Annotated in this window: 13 protein-coding genes; 10 read left to right on the plus strand and 3 right to left on the minus strand. The window is 73.6% G+C overall.

All coding sequences use genetic code 11. The annotated features are described in order from the left end of the window. The first annotated feature begins 174 nt into the window (after nt 1-174). Nucleotides 175-3,495: a BTAD domain-containing putative transcriptional regulator gene (locus tag K7640_RS05780; protein WP_255608299.1), complete on the plus strand. Its 3,321-nt coding sequence runs from the start codon at nt 175-177 to the stop codon at nt 3,493-3,495. 16 nt (nt 3,496-3,511) lie between these two features. On the opposite strand, the gene K7640_RS05785 is transcribed toward K7640_RS05780, so the two are convergent. Continuing rightward, on the minus strand, nt 3,512-4,198 hold the full coding sequence (locus K7640_RS05785; RefSeq protein WP_222953623.1) for a hemerythrin domain-containing protein: 687 nt from the start codon (nt 4,196-4,198) through the stop codon (nt 3,512-3,514). A gap of 321 nt (nt 4,199-4,519) precedes the next feature. On the opposite strand from K7640_RS05785, the gene K7640_RS05790 reads away from it, so the two are divergent. From K7640_RS05790 to K7640_RS05800, 3 genes are all read left to right on the plus strand, one after another. Beyond that, nucleotides 4,520-5,656 carry a transporter substrate-binding domain-containing protein gene (locus K7640_RS05790; RefSeq protein ID WP_222953624.1) on the plus strand — a complete coding sequence of 379 codons (1,137 nt, stop codon included), beginning with the start codon at nt 4,520-4,522 and terminating at the stop codon, nt 5,654-5,656. Further along, entirely contained in the window at nt 5,620-6,627 is a 1,008-nt protein-coding gene (locus K7640_RS05795) for a hypothetical protein (protein ID WP_222953625.1), read from the plus strand. The genes K7640_RS05790 and K7640_RS05795 overlap by 37 nt, the downstream gene beginning before the upstream one ends. A gap of 84 nt (nt 6,628-6,711) precedes the next feature. Beyond that, complete coding sequence (locus K7640_RS05800; RefSeq protein WP_222953745.1) at nt 6,712-7,365, plus strand: DNA alkylation repair protein; 654 nt, start codon at nt 6,712-6,714, stop codon at nt 7,363-7,365. Nucleotides 7,366-7,408: 43 nt separating this feature from the next. On the opposite strand, the gene K7640_RS05805 is transcribed toward K7640_RS05800, so the two are convergent. Beyond that, the gene (locus K7640_RS05805; protein ID WP_222953626.1) at nt 7,409-8,908 is read right to left on the minus strand and encodes an FAD-binding oxidoreductase; all 1,500 of its coding nucleotides are present in this window, start codon (nt 8,906-8,908) and stop codon (nt 7,409-7,411) included. A gap of 260 nt (nt 8,909-9,168) precedes the next feature. Between K7640_RS05805 and K7640_RS05810 the strand changes: the two genes are divergently transcribed. The 6 genes from K7640_RS05810 to K7640_RS05835 all read left to right on the plus strand — a co-directional run bounded on the left by K7640_RS05810 (nt 9,169) and on the right by K7640_RS05835 (nt 15,835). Continuing rightward, the gene (locus tag K7640_RS05810; RefSeq protein ID WP_222953627.1) at nt 9,169-10,212 is read left to right on the plus strand and encodes an aromatic ring-hydroxylating dioxygenase subunit alpha; all 1,044 of its coding nucleotides are present in this window, start codon (nt 9,169-9,171) and stop codon (nt 10,210-10,212) included. Continuing rightward, entirely contained in the window at nt 10,209-10,427 is a 219-nt protein-coding gene (locus K7640_RS05815; protein WP_222953628.1) for a hypothetical protein, read from the plus strand. The genes K7640_RS05810 and K7640_RS05815 overlap by 4 nt, the downstream gene beginning before the upstream one ends. After that, nucleotides 10,424-11,377 (plus strand): PDR/VanB family oxidoreductase, encoded by a 954-nt coding sequence (locus K7640_RS05820; RefSeq protein ID WP_308042463.1) that lies wholly within the window; start codon nt 10,424-10,426, stop codon nt 11,375-11,377. Before K7640_RS05815 ends, K7640_RS05820 begins: the two co-directional genes overlap by 4 nt. A gap of 30 nt (nt 11,378-11,407) precedes the next feature. Continuing rightward, a complete protein-coding gene (locus tag K7640_RS05825) occupies nt 11,408-12,154 on the plus strand; it encodes an IclR family transcriptional regulator (protein ID WP_222953629.1) in 747 nt (248 codons plus the stop codon). Between the two features lie 60 nt (nt 12,155-12,214). Further along, entirely contained in the window at nt 12,215-13,096 is an 882-nt protein-coding gene (locus K7640_RS05830) for a PaaX family transcriptional regulator C-terminal domain-containing protein (RefSeq protein WP_222953630.1), read from the plus strand. Nucleotides 13,097-13,723: 627 nt separating this feature from the next. Then, a complete protein-coding gene (locus K7640_RS05835; RefSeq protein WP_222953631.1) occupies nt 13,724-15,835 on the plus strand; it encodes a DUF6351 family protein in 2,112 nt (703 codons plus the stop codon). Nucleotides 15,836-15,901: 66 nt separating this feature from the next. On the opposite strand, the gene K7640_RS05840 is transcribed toward K7640_RS05835, so the two are convergent. Next, nucleotides 15,902-16,369, minus strand: coding sequence for a MarR family winged helix-turn-helix transcriptional regulator (locus tag K7640_RS05840; protein WP_222953632.1), 468 nt, complete (start codon nt 16,367-16,369; stop codon nt 15,902-15,904). Nucleotides 16,370-16,450: the final 81 nt, after the last annotated feature.

The following is a 16,450-nucleotide window of genomic DNA, read 5'->3' on the forward strand; positions in this document are numbered from 1 at the left end:
GTGTCCTTCCTCCGGCGTCCCACGGGCGTGGGACGGGGTGTGGCATCCATGGGGCCGGGACGGGTTTGGCAGCCGCTTAACGCCGTCTTGGCGGGCTGGTGGGGTTCCTCGGCCCGGACTGTCGGATGCTGGATCTCCCCGGCCGGCTCGCCTGGCTAGGGTCACGGCGTGACCATGATCGGCGTGCTCGGCCCGGTGCGGGCCACCCGCGGTGGCGCCCCGATCGACCTGGGGGCACCCCGGCAACGCGCCGTGCTGGCCCGGCTCGTCGCCGGCGGCGGTCACCCGGTCTCGGTCGACCGGCTCGTCGAGGACCTGTGGTCGGGAGACCCGCCCCCACGCGCCCAGGCCGCCCTGCAGGTGTACGTGTCGAACCTGCGCCGGGCGCTGGAACCGGACCGCCCGGCCCGCACCCCCGCCCGGATCCTCGTCACCGTCGCCCCCGGATACGCCCTGCGGCTGCCGCCACCGGACGTGGACGCCTGGCGGTTCGAGGCCGCGCTGCGGGCGGCGACGCCGGACGCGGAGACCCGGCCCGTCGAGGCGGTGGCCGGCCTGGACGAGGCGCTCGCCTGTTGGGGCGGGGCCACCCCGTACGCCGAGTTCGCCGGGGAGCCGTGGGCGGACCGGGAGGCCGAGCGGCTGGTCCAGCTACGACTGAGCGCCGTCGAGCAGCGGGCGAAGCTGCTGCTCGACCTGGGCCGGCCGCACGAGGTGGCCCTCGATCTCGACCCGCAGGTGCGGGACCATCCGCTGCGGGAGCAGGCAGCCATGCTGCTCGCGGTCGCGCTGTACCGCCTCGGGCGGCAGGCCGACGCGCTCGACGTGCTGCGCGCCGTCCGCGCCACGCTGGCCGAGCAGTTGGGCATCGACCCCAGCCGCGAGTTGCGGAGCCTGGAGACGGACCTGCTGCGGCAGAGCCCCCGCCTGGACGTCACCGGCAGGATCACCCGGCCGATGACCGCCGCCGTGCCGGCCGGCCCGACGGCGACCTCCGCCGCCGGGGCGCAACCGATGCCGCCGGTGGGCCGGGTGACCGAACTGGCCCGGCTCCGGGCCGCGGCCGACCGGGCCGCCGGGGCGGGCCTCGGCATCTGCTGGGTGGGCGCCGAGGCGGGCGCGGGGAAGTCGACGCTGGCCCACCACCTCGCCGACTCCCTCGCCGCGGCCGGCTGGCGCCCGGTCACCGGAACCTGCCCGCAGCTGGCCGGCGCCCCACCGGCCTGGGCCTGGCACGAGGTGGTCACCGCCGCCGGCCGGCACCTCCCACTCGACGAGGCGGAAGCCCACGGCCTGCGCCTGCTGCTGGACAGCGGCCCGCCGGCCGGCGACCGCGGCGAGTACGACGAGTTCCACCTCCGCCGGGCCCTGGCCGGCTACCTGTCCCGGTTGACCGGCCACGGCCCCCTGCTCGTGCTGGTCGAGGACGTCCACCGCGCCGACGGCGAGACGCTGCGGATCCTTCGCCACCTCGCCACCGCCCTCGCCGCGGCACCCGTCCTCGTCGTGGCGACGTACCGGCCGGACGAGGTGACCGACGACCTCCTGGGCGCCCGGGCCGCGCTGGCCGGCGTACCGGCGGTCGACCTGGAACTCGGCGGCCTCGACGCGGACGCCGTCACCGAACTGCTGCGCCGGCACGGCGTGGACAGCACCGACACCGAACTGCTGCGCACCGTCCGGGACCGGTCGGCGGGGAATCCGCTGTTCACCGTCGAGCTGGCCAAGCTGATCGCCGCCGAAGGGCCGGCGGCCGCGCTCGACGGCATTCCCGCCGGGCTCGGCCACGTGCTGGCCCGCCGGCTGGCCCGGTTGCCGGCCGCCGCGCAGACGGTGCTGCGGCACGCGGCCGTCTTCGGAGCCGAGGCCGACGTCGACACCCTGCTCGCGGTCGACGGCGGCCCGGAGGAACCGGTCCTCGACGGCCTGGAGGCCGGCGTGACAGCGGGGCTGCTCGTCGAGCCCGAGCCGGGGCGGGTCCGATTCGCGCACGCCCTGATGCGGGACGCGCTCTACCATAGCGTGCCGCTGCTGCGCCGTACCCGGATGCACAGCCGGGTCCTCACCGTGCTGCACGAGCAGGGCATCGACGACGTGGCGGCGAAGGGTCGGCACGCGCTGGCGGCCCTCACCCCGGCCACCGCCGCCGCCGCGATCGACCACCTCGCCGCCGCCGCCCGTCGCGCCGGTGACCTCGGCGCCCCGCGCGAGGCCGCCACGCTCTGGGCCGGCGCGCTGCGCGCCGTCGACCTGGCCCCGGACGCCACCGCCCGGACCCGGCTCGACCTGCACCGCAACCTGGCCACCGCCAGCGCACTCGCCGGTGACGTGCTCACCGCCCGCACCGCCCGCGCCGAGGCGGTCCGGCTGGCCACCGGCATCGGCGAGCCCACCGCCGTGCACGCCGCGTTGACCTGCTTCGACGCCCCGGTCACCTGGACCATCAGGCCCGACCGCCTCGTCGACGAGCCGCTGGTCCGGCTGCTGGAGCGGGAGCTGTCCCGGGTCGGCGCCGACCGTCCGGCGCTGCGCTCCCGGCTGTTGAGCGTCCTCGCCTTCGAGATCGAGGGCGCCGACCAGGAACGCGCCGACGAGGTCACCCGGGAAGCCCTCGCGCTGGCCCGTCGGCAGGACGACCCGGCCGTGCTCTGCCGCGCCCTGAATGCCCGCTACTTCGTCGCGGTCGCTCCGGCGCACCGCGCCGAACTGCCCGCCGTCGGCCGGGAACTGCTGGCCACGGCCGAGGCCGCCGGGCTCACCGCGTACCGCTGCGAGGCCCACCACATCCTCTACCAGGCCGCGCTCGCCGACGCCGACTTCGACCGGGCCCGCCACCACGTCGACCGCGCCGTCGAGGAGGCCACCACCGGGCAGCTCGGACTGATCCTCGCCGTGATGGGCTGGTTCACCGGCCTGTGCGCCCTCTTCCGGGGGGAACTCGACGAGGCGTCCCGCCGGTACGCGGAGATCAGCGCCCGGATGAGCCGCGTCGGTGGCCCGAACGCGGAGGCGATGGGGCTCATGGGCCGGTTCACCGTGCTCAGCACCGCCGGGCGTGGACACGAGGTGATCGGGGAGCTCCGGGCGGTGCACGCGCGGGTACCGGACGACGCCCACGACGTGCTGGCCCACGCGCTGCTCTCCGCCGGGGACCACGCGGCGGCCCGGGCCGTCTGGCGACCGCACGCCCCGATCCGCCCCGACTACCTGTGGCTGTACTGGATGACACTGCGCGGGCAGGTCGCGGCCCGGCTCGGCGACGTCCCGGCCGCCCGGCGGTGCTACCGCGAGCTGCTGCCCTGGGCCGGGCGCTTCGCCGGGCTGGAGTGCGGTTCGATCTCGCTCGGGCCGGTGGACCAGACCCTCGCCGAGCTCGCCGCCACCCTCGGCGACCCCGTGGCCGCCGCCGCGCACCGCGCCGCCGGGCTCCGGCTGGCCCGCGCGGTCGGCGCCGTGCCGTGGTGCGACGAGTCGGCGTACGTGGCGGCGGCCTGAGCCGGGCGCCCGTCGCTCACCCGCCGAAGACCGTCGCCTCCCGTCGCCGGAAGCCCGGCCGCAGCGCCGCGAGCATCAGCCGCAGCACCGGTCCGGCCAGCTGCTTCAGCTCGGCCAACTCGTCGGGCCGGGCGTACCGTTCGATCCGGGGCAGCTCGAAACGCAGCGCGCCGCCCTTGCGCACCGCCCGCTCCACGGTGTCCCAGTCGGCCACGCTGACGTAGCGGCGGATCACCGGGAAGATCAGCCGCTCCTCCTCCTCGATGTGCTCGTCGAGGACGTCGCGCAGCTGGGTCAGGACCGCGGCCAGGCGGCCCGCGGCGGCCCGCGCCCGTTCCTCCGCCGGGCTGCCCGCGGCGAACGTGGCGACCAGCTCGTCCACGGCCGCGCGCGCCTCGTCCAGCACCGGATCGAGCGACGCGTGGTCGTCGCTGAGGTCCCGCAGGTCGATCTCGGCCGCCGCCGAACGTTCCAGCACCGGCCAGAGGACCTCGTCCTCCATCCGGTGGTGGTGGTGGATGCCGTCGCAGAGCAACCGCACGTACGTCCGCAGGGCCTTCGCGCGACGCAGGTCGTACGTGAGCTGGCCGGCGGCCATCCGGTCCGACAGTTCGGCCAGCCGCCGGGTGTCGGCGCGCATCGTGCGGTGGTTGATCCGGAAGCCGACGAGGTTCGGCTCGGTCTCGGTGTTGGTCGTTCCCATGTTCTCCTCCGGCCGCTGCGGTCAGCGGCCCGCTCGGGGCGGGTCGGTCATCGGCGACCGGCCCGGCACCGGCCGACGACGGCCGGTGCGCTCTGGTGCCCGACTGTCGGGCGTCCCGCCTGGCACCCACTTGGTGTCGACTTGGCCGGGCACACGGCGACGTCAGCGGGGCCGCTGCGCGGTCCTCGACATCGCCGGCCGGCGGCCGGCGCAGGGTCGGTTGTCTGACTGTTCGGCGGCGGGTGGCGGCTCGTCACGGGCTTGCCGCAGCCCCCACAATGGAGGCGCTGTTACCGGGCCGCGCGGTGGGGGAGGGCGTAGGTGAGTGAGACAGGCGAACCGAGCCTTCCCGGGCCGGCGGCGACTGCGTCCGCGCGGGCCAGGTGGGTCCGCCAGATCCGGCTGGTGGGCCTGGTCGTCGTGCTGGCCGTGCTGGCGGCGGCGGTGGTGCCGATCGTGCTCGGGTTCGGCCCGCCGACCCGGGACGAGTTGATGGAGCGGGCCGGCCTGAAGGGCAAGCCGCAGCTCCTGGTCGGCGTGAAGGACGACCAACCCGGCGTCTCCCAGCGACTGCCGAACGACGTCTGGAAGGGCTTCGACGTCGACATCGCGTACCTGATCGCCGGCTACCTCGGGTTCAACCGGTCCCAGGTGCGTTTCCTGCCGATCGAGAGCGAGGACCGGGCCCGCCGGCAGGCCCAGGACCGCGACGGGTTCGTCACCGTCGACCTGGTGATCGCCTCGTACAGCGTCACCAAGAAGCGGGAAGAGGAGGAGGGGGCGGTCTTCTCCGCCCCGTACCTGCAGACCGAGCAGTCGGTGGTGACGCTGCGCAGCGACAAGGGCCCGGTGAGCAGCCTGGAGGACCTGACCGACCGGACCGTCTGCACGTTGACCACGTCGACCGCCATCCCGCGCCTGCGCCAGGCGGGTGCCAGGCCGATCGGCCGGAACAAGATCAGCGAGTGCATCCAGGAGATGTACGACGGGAAGGTGAACGCGGTCACCAGCGACGCGGCGATCCTCGCCGGCTTCGTCACCGGCGACCAGCCGGGCGACGACGGCCAACGCTTTCCGGTGACCCTGCGCAACGTCAAGCCGCTGCGACACTGGGACATCGGCGAGTCCGCCGCGGAGATGTGGGGGGTCAACACCGGCCCGAACGACGCCCTCCGCGACCTGGTCGACCTCGCGCTCTACGCCTCGGCCACGGATCCACGGAATTCGGCCTGGGAGGAGGCGTACACCGGCAACTTCCGTTGGCAGCAGCGCTACAACCTCCCACAGTCGGTCGCGGTGCAGCAGCAACCCGACCCCAGGAAGGTGGAGGTACGGCAGTGGCCGTGGGAGAGGATCGCGTTACCGGCCCCGGCGCAGCCCGGATCGCCGGCGGTCCCGGCAAGGCTGGCCGGCCCCGCCGGATGGCGGGGGCGCGGCAGGCGCAGCAGTGGCTGCTGACCCTCCTCCCCGCGTTCCCCGTCCTGCTCCTGGTGCTGCGGCTGTGGCAACTCAGCCGGCAGGACATGTCCACCATGCTGCTGCTGGTGCAGTACGTCAGCCCGCTCGGCCTGCTCAGCGCCCTGCTGATCGCCCTGGTCTGGGCGTTCCCGCTGGTCGTGCTCACGTTCGGGGTGCTCGGTCGGCTGCTGCGGCTCAGCGCGCCTGAGCGCTTCGACCCGGAACGGTCGTTGCTCGCCTTCTGGACGGCGCGTACCCCCGGCTGGGTGGCCACCGCGGCCGTCGCGCTGGGCGCGCTCACCTGGCAGCTCCGCTTCCTGCCGACGCTGCTGATGCTGGGGCTGTGCCTGCTCGCGCTGCGCACCCGCTACCTGTATCCGGATCAGCCGACCCGGATCCTGGTGGTCAGTGTGGCGCTTCCGCTGGCGGCGGCGGTGCTGGCGTACGCCGCGCTGGCCCCGGCGGTCTGGACGGCGGTCCGGGTGGGTGAGCCCACCACGGCCGCGCTGCTGGCGGTGCCGCCCGCCGCCACCCTGCTGCTCACCGGCCCGATCCCCGGCCGGATCGCCCCGGCGTTGACCCACGGTCTGGCGTACGCGGTCGCCGCCGTGCTCCCGCTGGTGACCGGCGCGGTCTTCCTGCGGGTGCCGGTGCTGCCCACCGCCGCGATCGAGGTCGAGCCGCAGGAGCCGACGGCCGCCACGCCGGCCGACCCGGAGGTGGTGCTCGGCGCGCTGATCACGGTCACCGACACGTCGACCGTCGTGCTGGACCGGGCCGCCGTCGTGCGGTTCCTGCGCAACAACGACGTGCAGTCGCAGGTGCTCTGCCCGCAGGCCCGGCCGGTGCCGTACAGCGTGGTGGCGGTGCACGGTTGGCCGGTGGAGGAGACCACCCTGGACTGGATGATGCCCCGGCAGCCGGTCGCCGCCCCGGACGTCCGCTGCGACGGCCGCCTCCCCGCCGGCTAGGTGAGCGTCGGCCGCGTCGTAGGCTGCCTCTCACAGGTGACGGAGGGGAGACTCGCGGTGACCGAGACGACGGTGGCCCAGGTGATGGCCGAGCTGGCCGAGCTCGAAGACCCTCGGGCGCGCGAGGTGAACGAGCGGCACGGCGACGACCACGGGGTGAACCTCGGCAAGCTGCGCGCGCTGGCGAAGCGGCTGAAGACGCAACAGGAACTCGCCCGTGCGCTCTGGGCGACGGGGGACACCGCGGCGAGGTTGCTGGCGCTGCTGATCTGCCGTCCGAAGGCGTTCGGGCGGGACGAGCTGGACGCCATGGTGCGGGCGGCGCGGTCACCCAAGGTGCACGACTGGCTGGTGAACTACGTGGTGAAGAAGAGCCCGTACGCGGAGGAGCTGCGCCAGGTCTGGTCCGCCGATCCGGACCCGGTGGTGGCGAGCGCAGGCTGGGCGCTCACCACCGAGCGGGTGGCGAAGCGGCCCGCGGGCCTCGACCTCGCCGGGTTGCTCGACGTCATCGCGGCGGAGATGCGGGATGCCCCGGACCGGCTGCAGTGGGCGATGAACAACTGCCTGGCGCAGATCGGCATCGAGCACGCCGAGCACCGCGCCCGCGCGATCGACATCGGCGAGCGCCTGGCGGTGCTCAAGGACTATCCGACCTCACCCGGCTGCACGTCGCCGTACGCGCCCACCTGGATCAGCGAGATGGTGCGCCGCCAACAGGAGTCGCCGTCCCGGTAGCACCGGCTGGCGGACGCGGGCGTACGAGGCGGCAGACCGCCGGTCAGCACGACGCGGGTGGGACGCTCTGCTCGTACTGGAAGACGTTGTGCGGGTCGTACCGTGCCTTGATCCGGCGCAGCCGGTCGAAGTTCGCCCCCCAGTAGGCGGTCTCCCACTCCGCCATCCCGATGTTCGGCACATTGACGTAGGCGCCGTGCACGTAGGGCCGGAGCGCCTGGCTGAACTCGGCGATCCAGGCCTGGGCGATCGGGGTGATCGCGTCGCCGCTGTTGGGCACCCCCCGGGTGCCCCAGCCGGCGCCGGGCTCGGAGTAGAAGAGCGCCCTGCGGTGGGGGAACGCCGAGCCGCCGACGGGCTCGCGCGTCTGGGCCCCGGTGCCGAAGGCCTGGGTGAAGAAGTTGCTGTCGTCCGTGGGGGCGTCCGCCATGAACGCGCGGATCACGCTGATCGCCTTTGTCGGGAACGGGTCGTTGGTGAACTGGGAGAAGAACTTCCAGTTCGCCGGCTCGGCGGCGGTCGGTATCTGGAATCCGGCATAGATGTCGCCCCAGCCGCCGGTCTGCGCGGTGACCTCGGGGTTGCCGATCGAGAGGATCGGTTCCAGCAACGCTCTGGCCTCCGCCTCCGACCCGTCGGCGAGGACCCCGAACAGCAGTATCTGCGACCGGTGGATCTCGAGCTGGGTGCCGAGGCGGGGGTCGGTGAACGGCGCGGTGCGCTGCCAGGTGTCGAAGACCCCGGTCAGGTTGTCGAGGCCGTCCCACGTGGCCTGGAGGTAGGCCACGCTGTTGAGCGGCGTCACCCGGTAGGTCAGCGAGGTGACGATGCCGAAGTTGCCGTTTCCGGCTCCGCGCAGCGCCCAGAGCAGGTCGGGGTAGGTGCGCAGGTCCACCTGGATCGCCTGCGCCCCGTCGGCACCCACGGGAACGACGATCTCGGCGCCGATGAGGTTGTCGCAGGCCATGCCGAGGTAGCGGGTGAGGAAGCCGAAGCCGCCGCCGAGGGTCGCGCCGGACAGACCGACGCTGCCCTCCGTTCCCGTCGTCACCGCGAGTCCCCGCGCGGCGAGCGCCGTCACCGCCTCCAACTGGTTGAGCCCGGCGCCGACCCGCGCGACCCGGGCGGCGGGGTCGATCTGGGTCGACTTCAGCTCGCTGACGTCGATCACGATGCCGTTGTCCACGTTCGACCAGCCTTCGAGGCTGTGCCGGCCGCTGCGTACCCGTAGCGCGACGTCGTGCTGTCGCGCCCAGGCGAGGGCGTTGACGACGTCCTGGGTTTCCTGCGCGAAGACGATGACCAGCGGATAGCGCACGAAGAGCTCGTCCCAGCCGAGGCTGGCGTTCGCGTACCCCGGGTCCTGCGGGCGGACGATGCGACCGGTCAGCGTCGCCGGGGGATGCTTGGCCCCGGCGGGCCACTCCGGGCCGTCGGATGCGAGGGCCGGGGTGCCGCCGGAGAGCAGGCCCGGGAAGGCGACCGCCCCGGCGCCGACGGCCGCGGTCGTCCTGAGCAGGTCGCGACGAGAAAGGTCCTGCATGGTCCGCATCCTCTCGATCGGGTTCCGCCAGGGAGCGACCAAGAGGCTGCTTGCCTCCCGACTGGCGCCGTAGCCGACGGTAGTACGGGGGGTTATGGGCGAGTTGCGAGTTTTCGTCACGAAACCCGGTCGGGTGACCCCGGGTGGCGGGCCATCGGTGCGGACCACCTTTCACTGAATGAAAGCCCCGGTCCCGGCCGCGACCTCAGCACGGGATGATCCGAGCGCATCGATGTTCGTCCAGCAGGAGGTGCACTCGCATGACGTTCGCGCGTGACCAGTGGTATGTGGCGGCCTACGGCAGCGAGGTCGGGCGGGACCTGCTCGCCCGCACGGTGCTCGGCGAGCCGCTGGTGCTGTACCGCACCGGCGCCGGGGAGGCGGTGGCGCTCGCCGACCGGTGCGTGCACCGGCGCTACCCGCTGTCGGAGAGCCGGCTCGACGGCGACACCATCGTCTGCGGCTACCACGGCTTCACCTACGACCGGACCGGCACGTGCGTCTTCGTGCCGGGTCAGCAGCGCATCCCGCGCACCGCGCGGGTCGCCTCGTATCCGGTGGTGGAGCAGGACTCCTTCATCTGGGTGTGGATCGGCGAGCGGGACCGGGCCGACCCGGCCAGCATTCCCCGCGCGCCGTGGCTGGCCGACCCGCGGTACACGGTGGTGCGCGGGATGGCGCCGCTGAACGCGCGGTACGGCCTGCTGGTGGACAACCTGATGGACCTGTCCCACGAGACCTACCTGCACGGTGGCTACATCGGCACGCCGGAGGTGGCGGACACCCCGATCACCACCGAGGTGGACGAGGACCGGGGCATCGTCTACGTCAGCCGGCACATGGACGACGCCGCCTGCCCGCCGTTCTACGCGCGCTCCACCGGCATCCAGGGCCGGATCACCCGCTGGCAGGACATCGAGTACCACCCGCCCTGCCTCTACCTGCTGCACAGCCGGATCGCGCCGCAGGGCGTCTACCCGCCCGCCGATGGCGAGGACAACGAGGCGTTCCACGCCGAGATCGTGTACGCGATCACCCCGTCGACCGCGCACACCACGTACGACTTCTGGGCGGTGGCCCGCGACTTCGCCCTCGACGACGAGTCGGTCAGCGAGTACCTGCACCAGAGCAACCACACCGTGGTCATGCAGGACGTGACGGCGCTGAACATCCTGGAGCAGGTGATCGCGTCCGAACCGGACAAGTACCAGGAACTGAGCATCAACATCGACACCGGTGGCCTGGCCGCCCGGCGCCTGCTGGCCCGGATGGTAGGTGCGGGGACGGTGGGAGCGGCGCGGTGAGTGCCCCGACCGGCATGCTCACCGGGGACCGGATCTACCGGGTCCACTGGATGCCGGGCACCGACACCCTGCGCGGGACCTGCCACTGTGGCGCCGAGCGGGTCGCCGACGAGCCGGTCGAGCTGTGGGAGTGGCTGCTCGCCCACCCGCAGGGCCACCAGCCCGCGCCGGCGCCGGCGCCCGGCCCGACGGGCCGGCTGGCGGTGCCGGCGTGACCGTGGACGACCTGGCCGGCGCGGAACTGGTGGTGCTGGCCCGGGACCGGGTGGCGGCGGAGGTCGTCGCGATCACCCTGGGCCGCCCGGACGGTGCCGACCTGCCCGAGTGGACGCCGGGCGCGCACGTCGACCTGGAGCTGGGCCCGGGGGTGGTCCGCCAGTACTCGCTCTGCGGCGACCCCGCCGACCGGTCCGGGCTGCGGATCGCGGTGCAGCGCGAACCGGACGGCCGCGGCGGTTCCCGGCTGGCCCACGAGCGGCTCACCCTCGGCGCCACCGTCCGGGTGCGCGGGCCCCGCAACAACTTCCCGCTGGTCGCCGCGGCGCGTTACCTCTTCGTCGCCGGCGGCATCGGGATCACCCCGATCCGGCCGATGGTCGCCGCCGCCGACGCCGCGGGCGCCGACTGGCGGCTGGTGTACGGCGGCCGCAGCCGCGCCACCATGGCCTTCGCCGCGGCCCTGCGGGAGAAGTACGGCGACCGGGTGAGCCTGCACCCGCAGGACGAGACCGGGTTGCTGGACCTGGCCGGGCTGCTCGGCCGGCCGGGCGCCGGGCTGGTCTACTGCTGCGGCCCGGAGGGGCTGGTCCGGGCGGTGGAGGAGCACTGCCGTGGCTGGCCGGCCGGTTGCCTGCACGTCGAGCGCTTCACCCCGGTCGCCGACAGCGGCGGCGCCGAGACGGCGATCGAGGTCGAGCTCGCGCTCTCCGGGCGGACGGTGACCGTCCCGCCCGGTACGCCGATCCTGCAGGCGGTGGAGGAGGCCGGCGTGCAGGTCCTCTCGTCCTGCCGGGAGGGCACCTGCGGCACCTGCGAGACGACCGTGCTGGCCGGCGTGCCGGAGCATCGGGACAGCCTGCTCACCGAGGAGGAACGGGCCGCCGGCGACACCATGATGATCTGCGTCTCCCGGGCCCGCACGCCCCGGCTCGTCCTGGAGCTGTGACCGTCCGGCGGGGCCGGGGATGATGGCGGGGTGCGCGCGCAACCGGGGCGGTCGGTCACCAGCAAGGTGCTGGCGCTGCTCGACGCGTTCAGCGCCGCCAGCCCGGCGCTGACCCTGAGCGAGCTGGCCCGGCGCGCCGGGCTGCCGCTGCCGACCGCGTACCGGCGGGTCGCGGAGCTGGTCGCGTGGGGGGCGCTGGAGCGCGGCGACGACGGGCGGTACCGGATCGGCCTGCGGCTGTGGGAGGTGGGCTCGCTCGCCCCGCGCGGGCTGGGGCTGCGGGAGTTGGCCCTGCCGGTGCTGGAGGACCTGTACGAGGTGACCCACGAGAACGTCCAGCTCGCCGTCCGGCAGGGCCTCGAACTCGTCTTCATCGAACGGATCGCCGGGCGGCACGCGGTGCCGGTGCTCACCCGGGTCGGTGGTCGCTTCGCGTTGCACGCCACCGGCGTGGGGCTGGTCCTGCTCGCCCACGCGCCGCCCGAGGTGCAGGAGCAGGTGCTGGCCGCGCCGCTGGAGCGGTACACCGAGCTGACCGTCACCGACCCGAGGCGGCTGCGGCACTGCCTCGCCGACGTACGCCGGGTGGGTTACGCGGTCAGCGACCGCCAGGTCACCATGGACGCCCTGTCGGTGGCCGCGCCGATCCGCGGCCCGGAGGGTGTGGTGGCGGCGATCTCGCTGGTGGTGGCCCACGACCGGGCGAATCCGGTGGCCCTGGCGCCGCTGGTCCAGGCAGCGGGACGGGTGCTCTCCCGGGCGCTGGGCGGGTCGTAGCGGCGGTCACCGGGGCGGGTGCCGTTACCGCGCCGCCACGGGACGCAGTAACTTATCCGGGTGCTGGTGGTGAACGCGGACGACCCGATGGACGCGCCGGCGGAGCGGTCGGCGGCGGTCGGCCGGGCCCGGGCCCAGCGGCTGCTGGTGACGCTGCTCGGGGACTACTGGCACGCCGGGCACGCCCCGTTGCCGTCCGGCGGCCTGGTCACGGTGCTGGCCGAGTTCGACATCGCGCCCGCCAACGCCCGCGCGACGCTCAGCCGGCTCACCCAGCGTGGGATGCTGGAGCGGACCAAGGAGGGCCGGCGGACCAGCTACCGGCTGACCGAGTCGGCGTCGCAGATACTCCGGCGCGGTGCCCGGCGCATCTTCGCCACCACCGACGAGAACGCCTGGGACGGCTGCTGGACCCTGATCGCGTTCACGTTGCCGATCGACGACACGAACCAGCGCCGGCTGCTGCGGGCCCGGCTGCGCTGGCTGACGTTCTGGCCGCTGTACGACGCCACCTGGGTCACCCCGCACGACCGCTTCGACGAGGTGCGCGAGCAGTTGAGCGAGCTCGGCGTCAACGACGCCGTGGTGCTGCGCTCGACGGACCTGGACCTGCTGCCGAGCGGCCGGGCCCGGCTCGAGGCCGCCTGGCGCATCGACGAGCTGGCCGCGGGCTACCAGGCGTTCCTGGCGCGATACCGCGAGCTGGCCCGGCGGGCCGCGGCCGGCGAGGTGACTCCGGCGCGGGCCCTCGTCCAGCGCACGGAGATGGTCAACGACTGGCGCGCCCTGGTGGGCGAGGATCCGGACCTGCCGGCGACCTTCCTGCCCGCCTCCTTCCCCCGGGCCGAGGCGCGGGCGATGTTCCTGCGCACCTCCGAGGCGCTGGCCGGGTCGGCGCAGCGCCGCTTCGAGGAACTCGTCCAGACTCCCGAGCGGGCCTGACTCCGGATCGCCGCCGCCCGCCCGGCCTGACTCGCCCGGCCCGGACCGACGTACGCCTGCCGGACCTGCCGCCCGGTTGCGGTGTGGCGGTGTGGCGGTGCGGCGGTGGCGGTCCGTGCCGCCCGCTGGCGGTGCCGAGGGCCCGTCGCGGTCGGTGACGCCCGGCCGGGCCCGGCACACCCACCCGCCAGCCTTTGCTCTGCTGCCGCCCACGCAACAGTCACGGTCCGCGTCGGTCGTGAGCCCGTCGTTCTTTCCTCCACAGCGGATTCCGGCAGCTCAGGAAGGTGTTGCGCCGGGGGCAGCAGAGCAAAGGTGGCGCGGGGGCAGGGTGCTGGCGGCGCCGTCATCACCCACGGTGAGCATTGTGGATCGCCGACCGTTTCACACGGTGGGTAGTCGGCGGGCTCGCCAGGGGCGCCGGTCGGCCGCGGCGGGATCCCGCCCGGCGGCGGCGCTCGATCTCGCGTCTGAAGTAGATACATTGCAAAATCGTTGACGCCCGATCAGATTTCGCATTATGTTGCCCCTGCGCGTGTGACCAGGAGGTCCAGCCGCCCGTTCCCGGCTGAAAGGGGCCCTGCTATGCACCACGATCGATCCCGGCAACGAACACCGCACCGATCCTTGACCCGAACCCTCTCCGTGCTCGTCGCCACCGCGTTGGTCGGCGGCTCGGCGGCGTCGGCCCTGGCCGCGCCACCGGCCGGCGCCGGCGTCAACCGCACGTTCGACGTGGAGGTCCTGTCGACCCGCGCGGACATGATCAGCGGCGGCGACGCGCTGGTCCGCATCGACATTCCTCGCAACGTCCCACCGCACCAGGTGAAGGTCCGCCTCGACGGCCGCGACCTCACCGACCGGTTCCGCCCGGTCGGCGACGGCCGCGCGATGCTCGGCCTCGTCGACCAGCTCGCGCTCGGCGACAACACCCTCGAGGTCCGGTCCAACGGGCTCGGGCACGGCCGCCCCACGGCCGACGTCACGCTGGTGAACCACCCGGTCGAGGGGCCGGTCTTCTCCGGCCCGCACATCCCGCTCTTCTGCACCGCGTCGGGCAACCCCTGGAACCTGGGGCCGGTCGACGAGAACTGTCACGTGGCGGCGCCCCGGGTGACCTACCAGTACCGCACCACCGCCGGTGGCTTCGCCAACCTGCCCGACGGCCCGCTGCCGGCCAACCTGGCCACCACCACCACGACCGACGGCAGGACGGTCCCGTACATCGTGCGGATCGAGCGCGGGACCATCAACCGGGCCGTGTACGAGATCGCGCTGCTGCACGAGCCGGGCACCCCGGTCCCCGACCCGTGGACCGCGACCGACGGCTGGAACGACCGGCTGATGTACACCTTCGGCGGCGCCTGCGGCATCGGCTACACCCAGGCGACGAGCACCGGTGGGGTCATGAACCACACCCTGCTCAGCCGCGGCTACGCGGTCGCCAGCTCGACGTTCAACGTCTACGCCAACAACTGCAACGACGTCACGTCCGCCGAGACCGCGATGATGGTCAAGGAGCACTTCACCGAGACGTACGGCGTGCCGGACTTCACCATGGGCTGGGGCGGCTCGGCCGGCACCATGCAGCAGCTGCTGATCGCCAACGCCTACCCGGGCATCCTCGACGGCGTCATCGGCCAGATCGGCTACCCCGACGAGCGTTCCGTGACGCTCACCGGCCACGAGTGCCGGTTCATCTCCCAGGCGGCCACCCCCGCCGGGCTCTCCACCGCCCAGCGCACCGCGGTGACCGGCTTCGGCAGCCCGAACACCTGTGGCGGCTATCAGTTCTTCGACGGGGTGGACTGGCCCGCCAACTGCCCGAGCCACGTCCCGGCGGCACAGCGCTACCACCCGGTCAACAACCCGGGCGGCATCCGCTGCGCGATGGCGGACTTCATCTCCAACGTGTACGGCGTCGACCCGGCCACCGGCTTCGGCCGCCCGATCATCCCGGACACCGTCGGCGTGCAGTACGGCCTGCAGACGCTGCAGGCGGGCACCATCACCGCGGAGCAGTTCGTCCGGCTCAACGAGGGCATCGGCGGCCTCGACGTCCAGGGCAACCGCACCCCGCAGCGCAGCTCGGCGAACGTCGACGCCATCCGGGTGGCGTACGAAACCGGCCGGATCAACCAGTTCGACGGCGGTCTGCGGTGGACGCCGATCATCGAGACCCGCGGCTACACCGACCCGAGCGGCGACTTCCACGACCGGATCCGGTCCTGGAACATCCGGGAGCGCTTCGTGGCGGCCAACGGCAACCACGACAACCACATCAGCGTCACCAGCCCGTCGGGCGCCCTCGCCACCGCCACCCAGGACCAGGCGCTGGCGGACATGGACGCCTGGTTGACCGCCCGGACCGCGCTGGCGGCCGCGCGTCCCGACCTCGACGACGTGACGCTGACCGGGCTGGCCCGGCCCGACGGCCTGGCCGACAGCTGCATCGCGCCCAACGGCGACCGGATCGTGGAGGAGTTGACCCTGGACCCGGCCGCGCAGTGCAACCAGCTCTTCCCGTACCACCGCAACCCGCGCATGATCGCGGGCGGGCCGACCAGCTCCGCGGTGATCAAGTGCCAGCTCCAGCCGATGAACCGCGCGGCGTACGGCGTGACCTTCACCGACGAGCAGTGGCAGCGCCTGCAGGCGGTCTTCCCCGGCGGCGTCTGTGACTGGTCGAAGCCCGGTGTCGGCCAGGTGCCGCTGGCGAACACCTGGATCCGCTTCTGACCGCCGCACCCCACCACCGATGCCCGTGACCGGGTGGCGCCCCGACGGCGCCGCCCGGTCACGGCGTCAGTCGGGGAAGGCCAGCAGCCGCAGCAGTTGGGCCAGCCGTTCGTGGTCCGCCGGCGTCACCGCGGCCAGCAGGCCCAGCTCCACGGCGCGGGCGGACTCCTGCGCCCGGGCGAACAGGGCCCGGCCGGCGTCGGTGGCGACCAGCACGTTGGCGCGCCGGTCGGCGGGGTCGGTGCGCCGCTCGACCAGTTGGCGCTTCTCCAGCCCGTCGACGAGGGCCACGACCTGGCTCGGATCGAGGCGGAGGAACTCGGCAAGCTCCCGCTGGGTCGGGCGGACGTCGTCGGCGGCCAGGGCGAGCACCGAATAGGAGCGGGCCTTCAGCCCGTGCTCGGCGAGGGCGGCGTTCGCCGCCGCGAGGGTGAGCGCGTTGGCCCGGGCCAGCAGGAAGCTCAGATCCTCGGCGAGCACGCTGTCCCGCAGCCGGTCGCGTCCGGTCGGCCGGGTCCTTCCGATAGGGGACATGTCGACGATGGTACCAAGGTTCACAAATAATTGACTTTTTCAACGGTCCGTGCTCAGATCGGCATCGACGAAAAGGAGCAC

Origin of the sequence: Micromonospora sp. PLK6-60, assembly GCF_019890675.1 — a bacterium.
Taxonomy (GTDB): Bacteria; Actinomycetota; Actinomycetes; order Mycobacteriales; family Micromonosporaceae; genus Micromonospora.

Excerpts from the sequence above, each read along its gene's own strand:
- K7640_RS05805 (WP_222953626.1), bottom strand. The coding sequence starts at position 8,908 with ATGCAGGACCTTTCTCGTCGCGACCTGCTCAGGACGACCGCGGCCGTC.
- K7640_RS05800 (WP_222953745.1), top strand. The coding sequence starts at position 6,712 with ATGGCCGAGCTGGCCGAGCTCGAAGACCCTCGGGCGCGCGAGGTGAAC.
- K7640_RS05785 (WP_222953623.1), bottom strand. The coding sequence starts at position 4,198 with ATGGGAACGACCAACACCGAGACCGAGCCGAACCTCGTCGGCTTCCGG.
- K7640_RS05780 (WP_255608299.1), top strand. The coding sequence starts at position 175 with ATGATCGGCGTGCTCGGCCCGGTGCGGGCCACCCGCGGTGGCGCCCCG.
- K7640_RS05840 (WP_222953632.1), bottom strand. The coding sequence starts at position 16,369 with ATGTCCCCTATCGGAAGGACCCGGCCGACCGGACGCGACCGGCTGCGG.
- K7640_RS05795 (WP_222953625.1), top strand. The coding sequence starts at position 5,620 with ATGGCGGGGGCGCGGCAGGCGCAGCAGTGGCTGCTGACCCTCCTCCCC.
- K7640_RS05810 (WP_222953627.1), top strand. The coding sequence starts at position 9,169 with ATGACGTTCGCGCGTGACCAGTGGTATGTGGCGGCCTACGGCAGCGAG.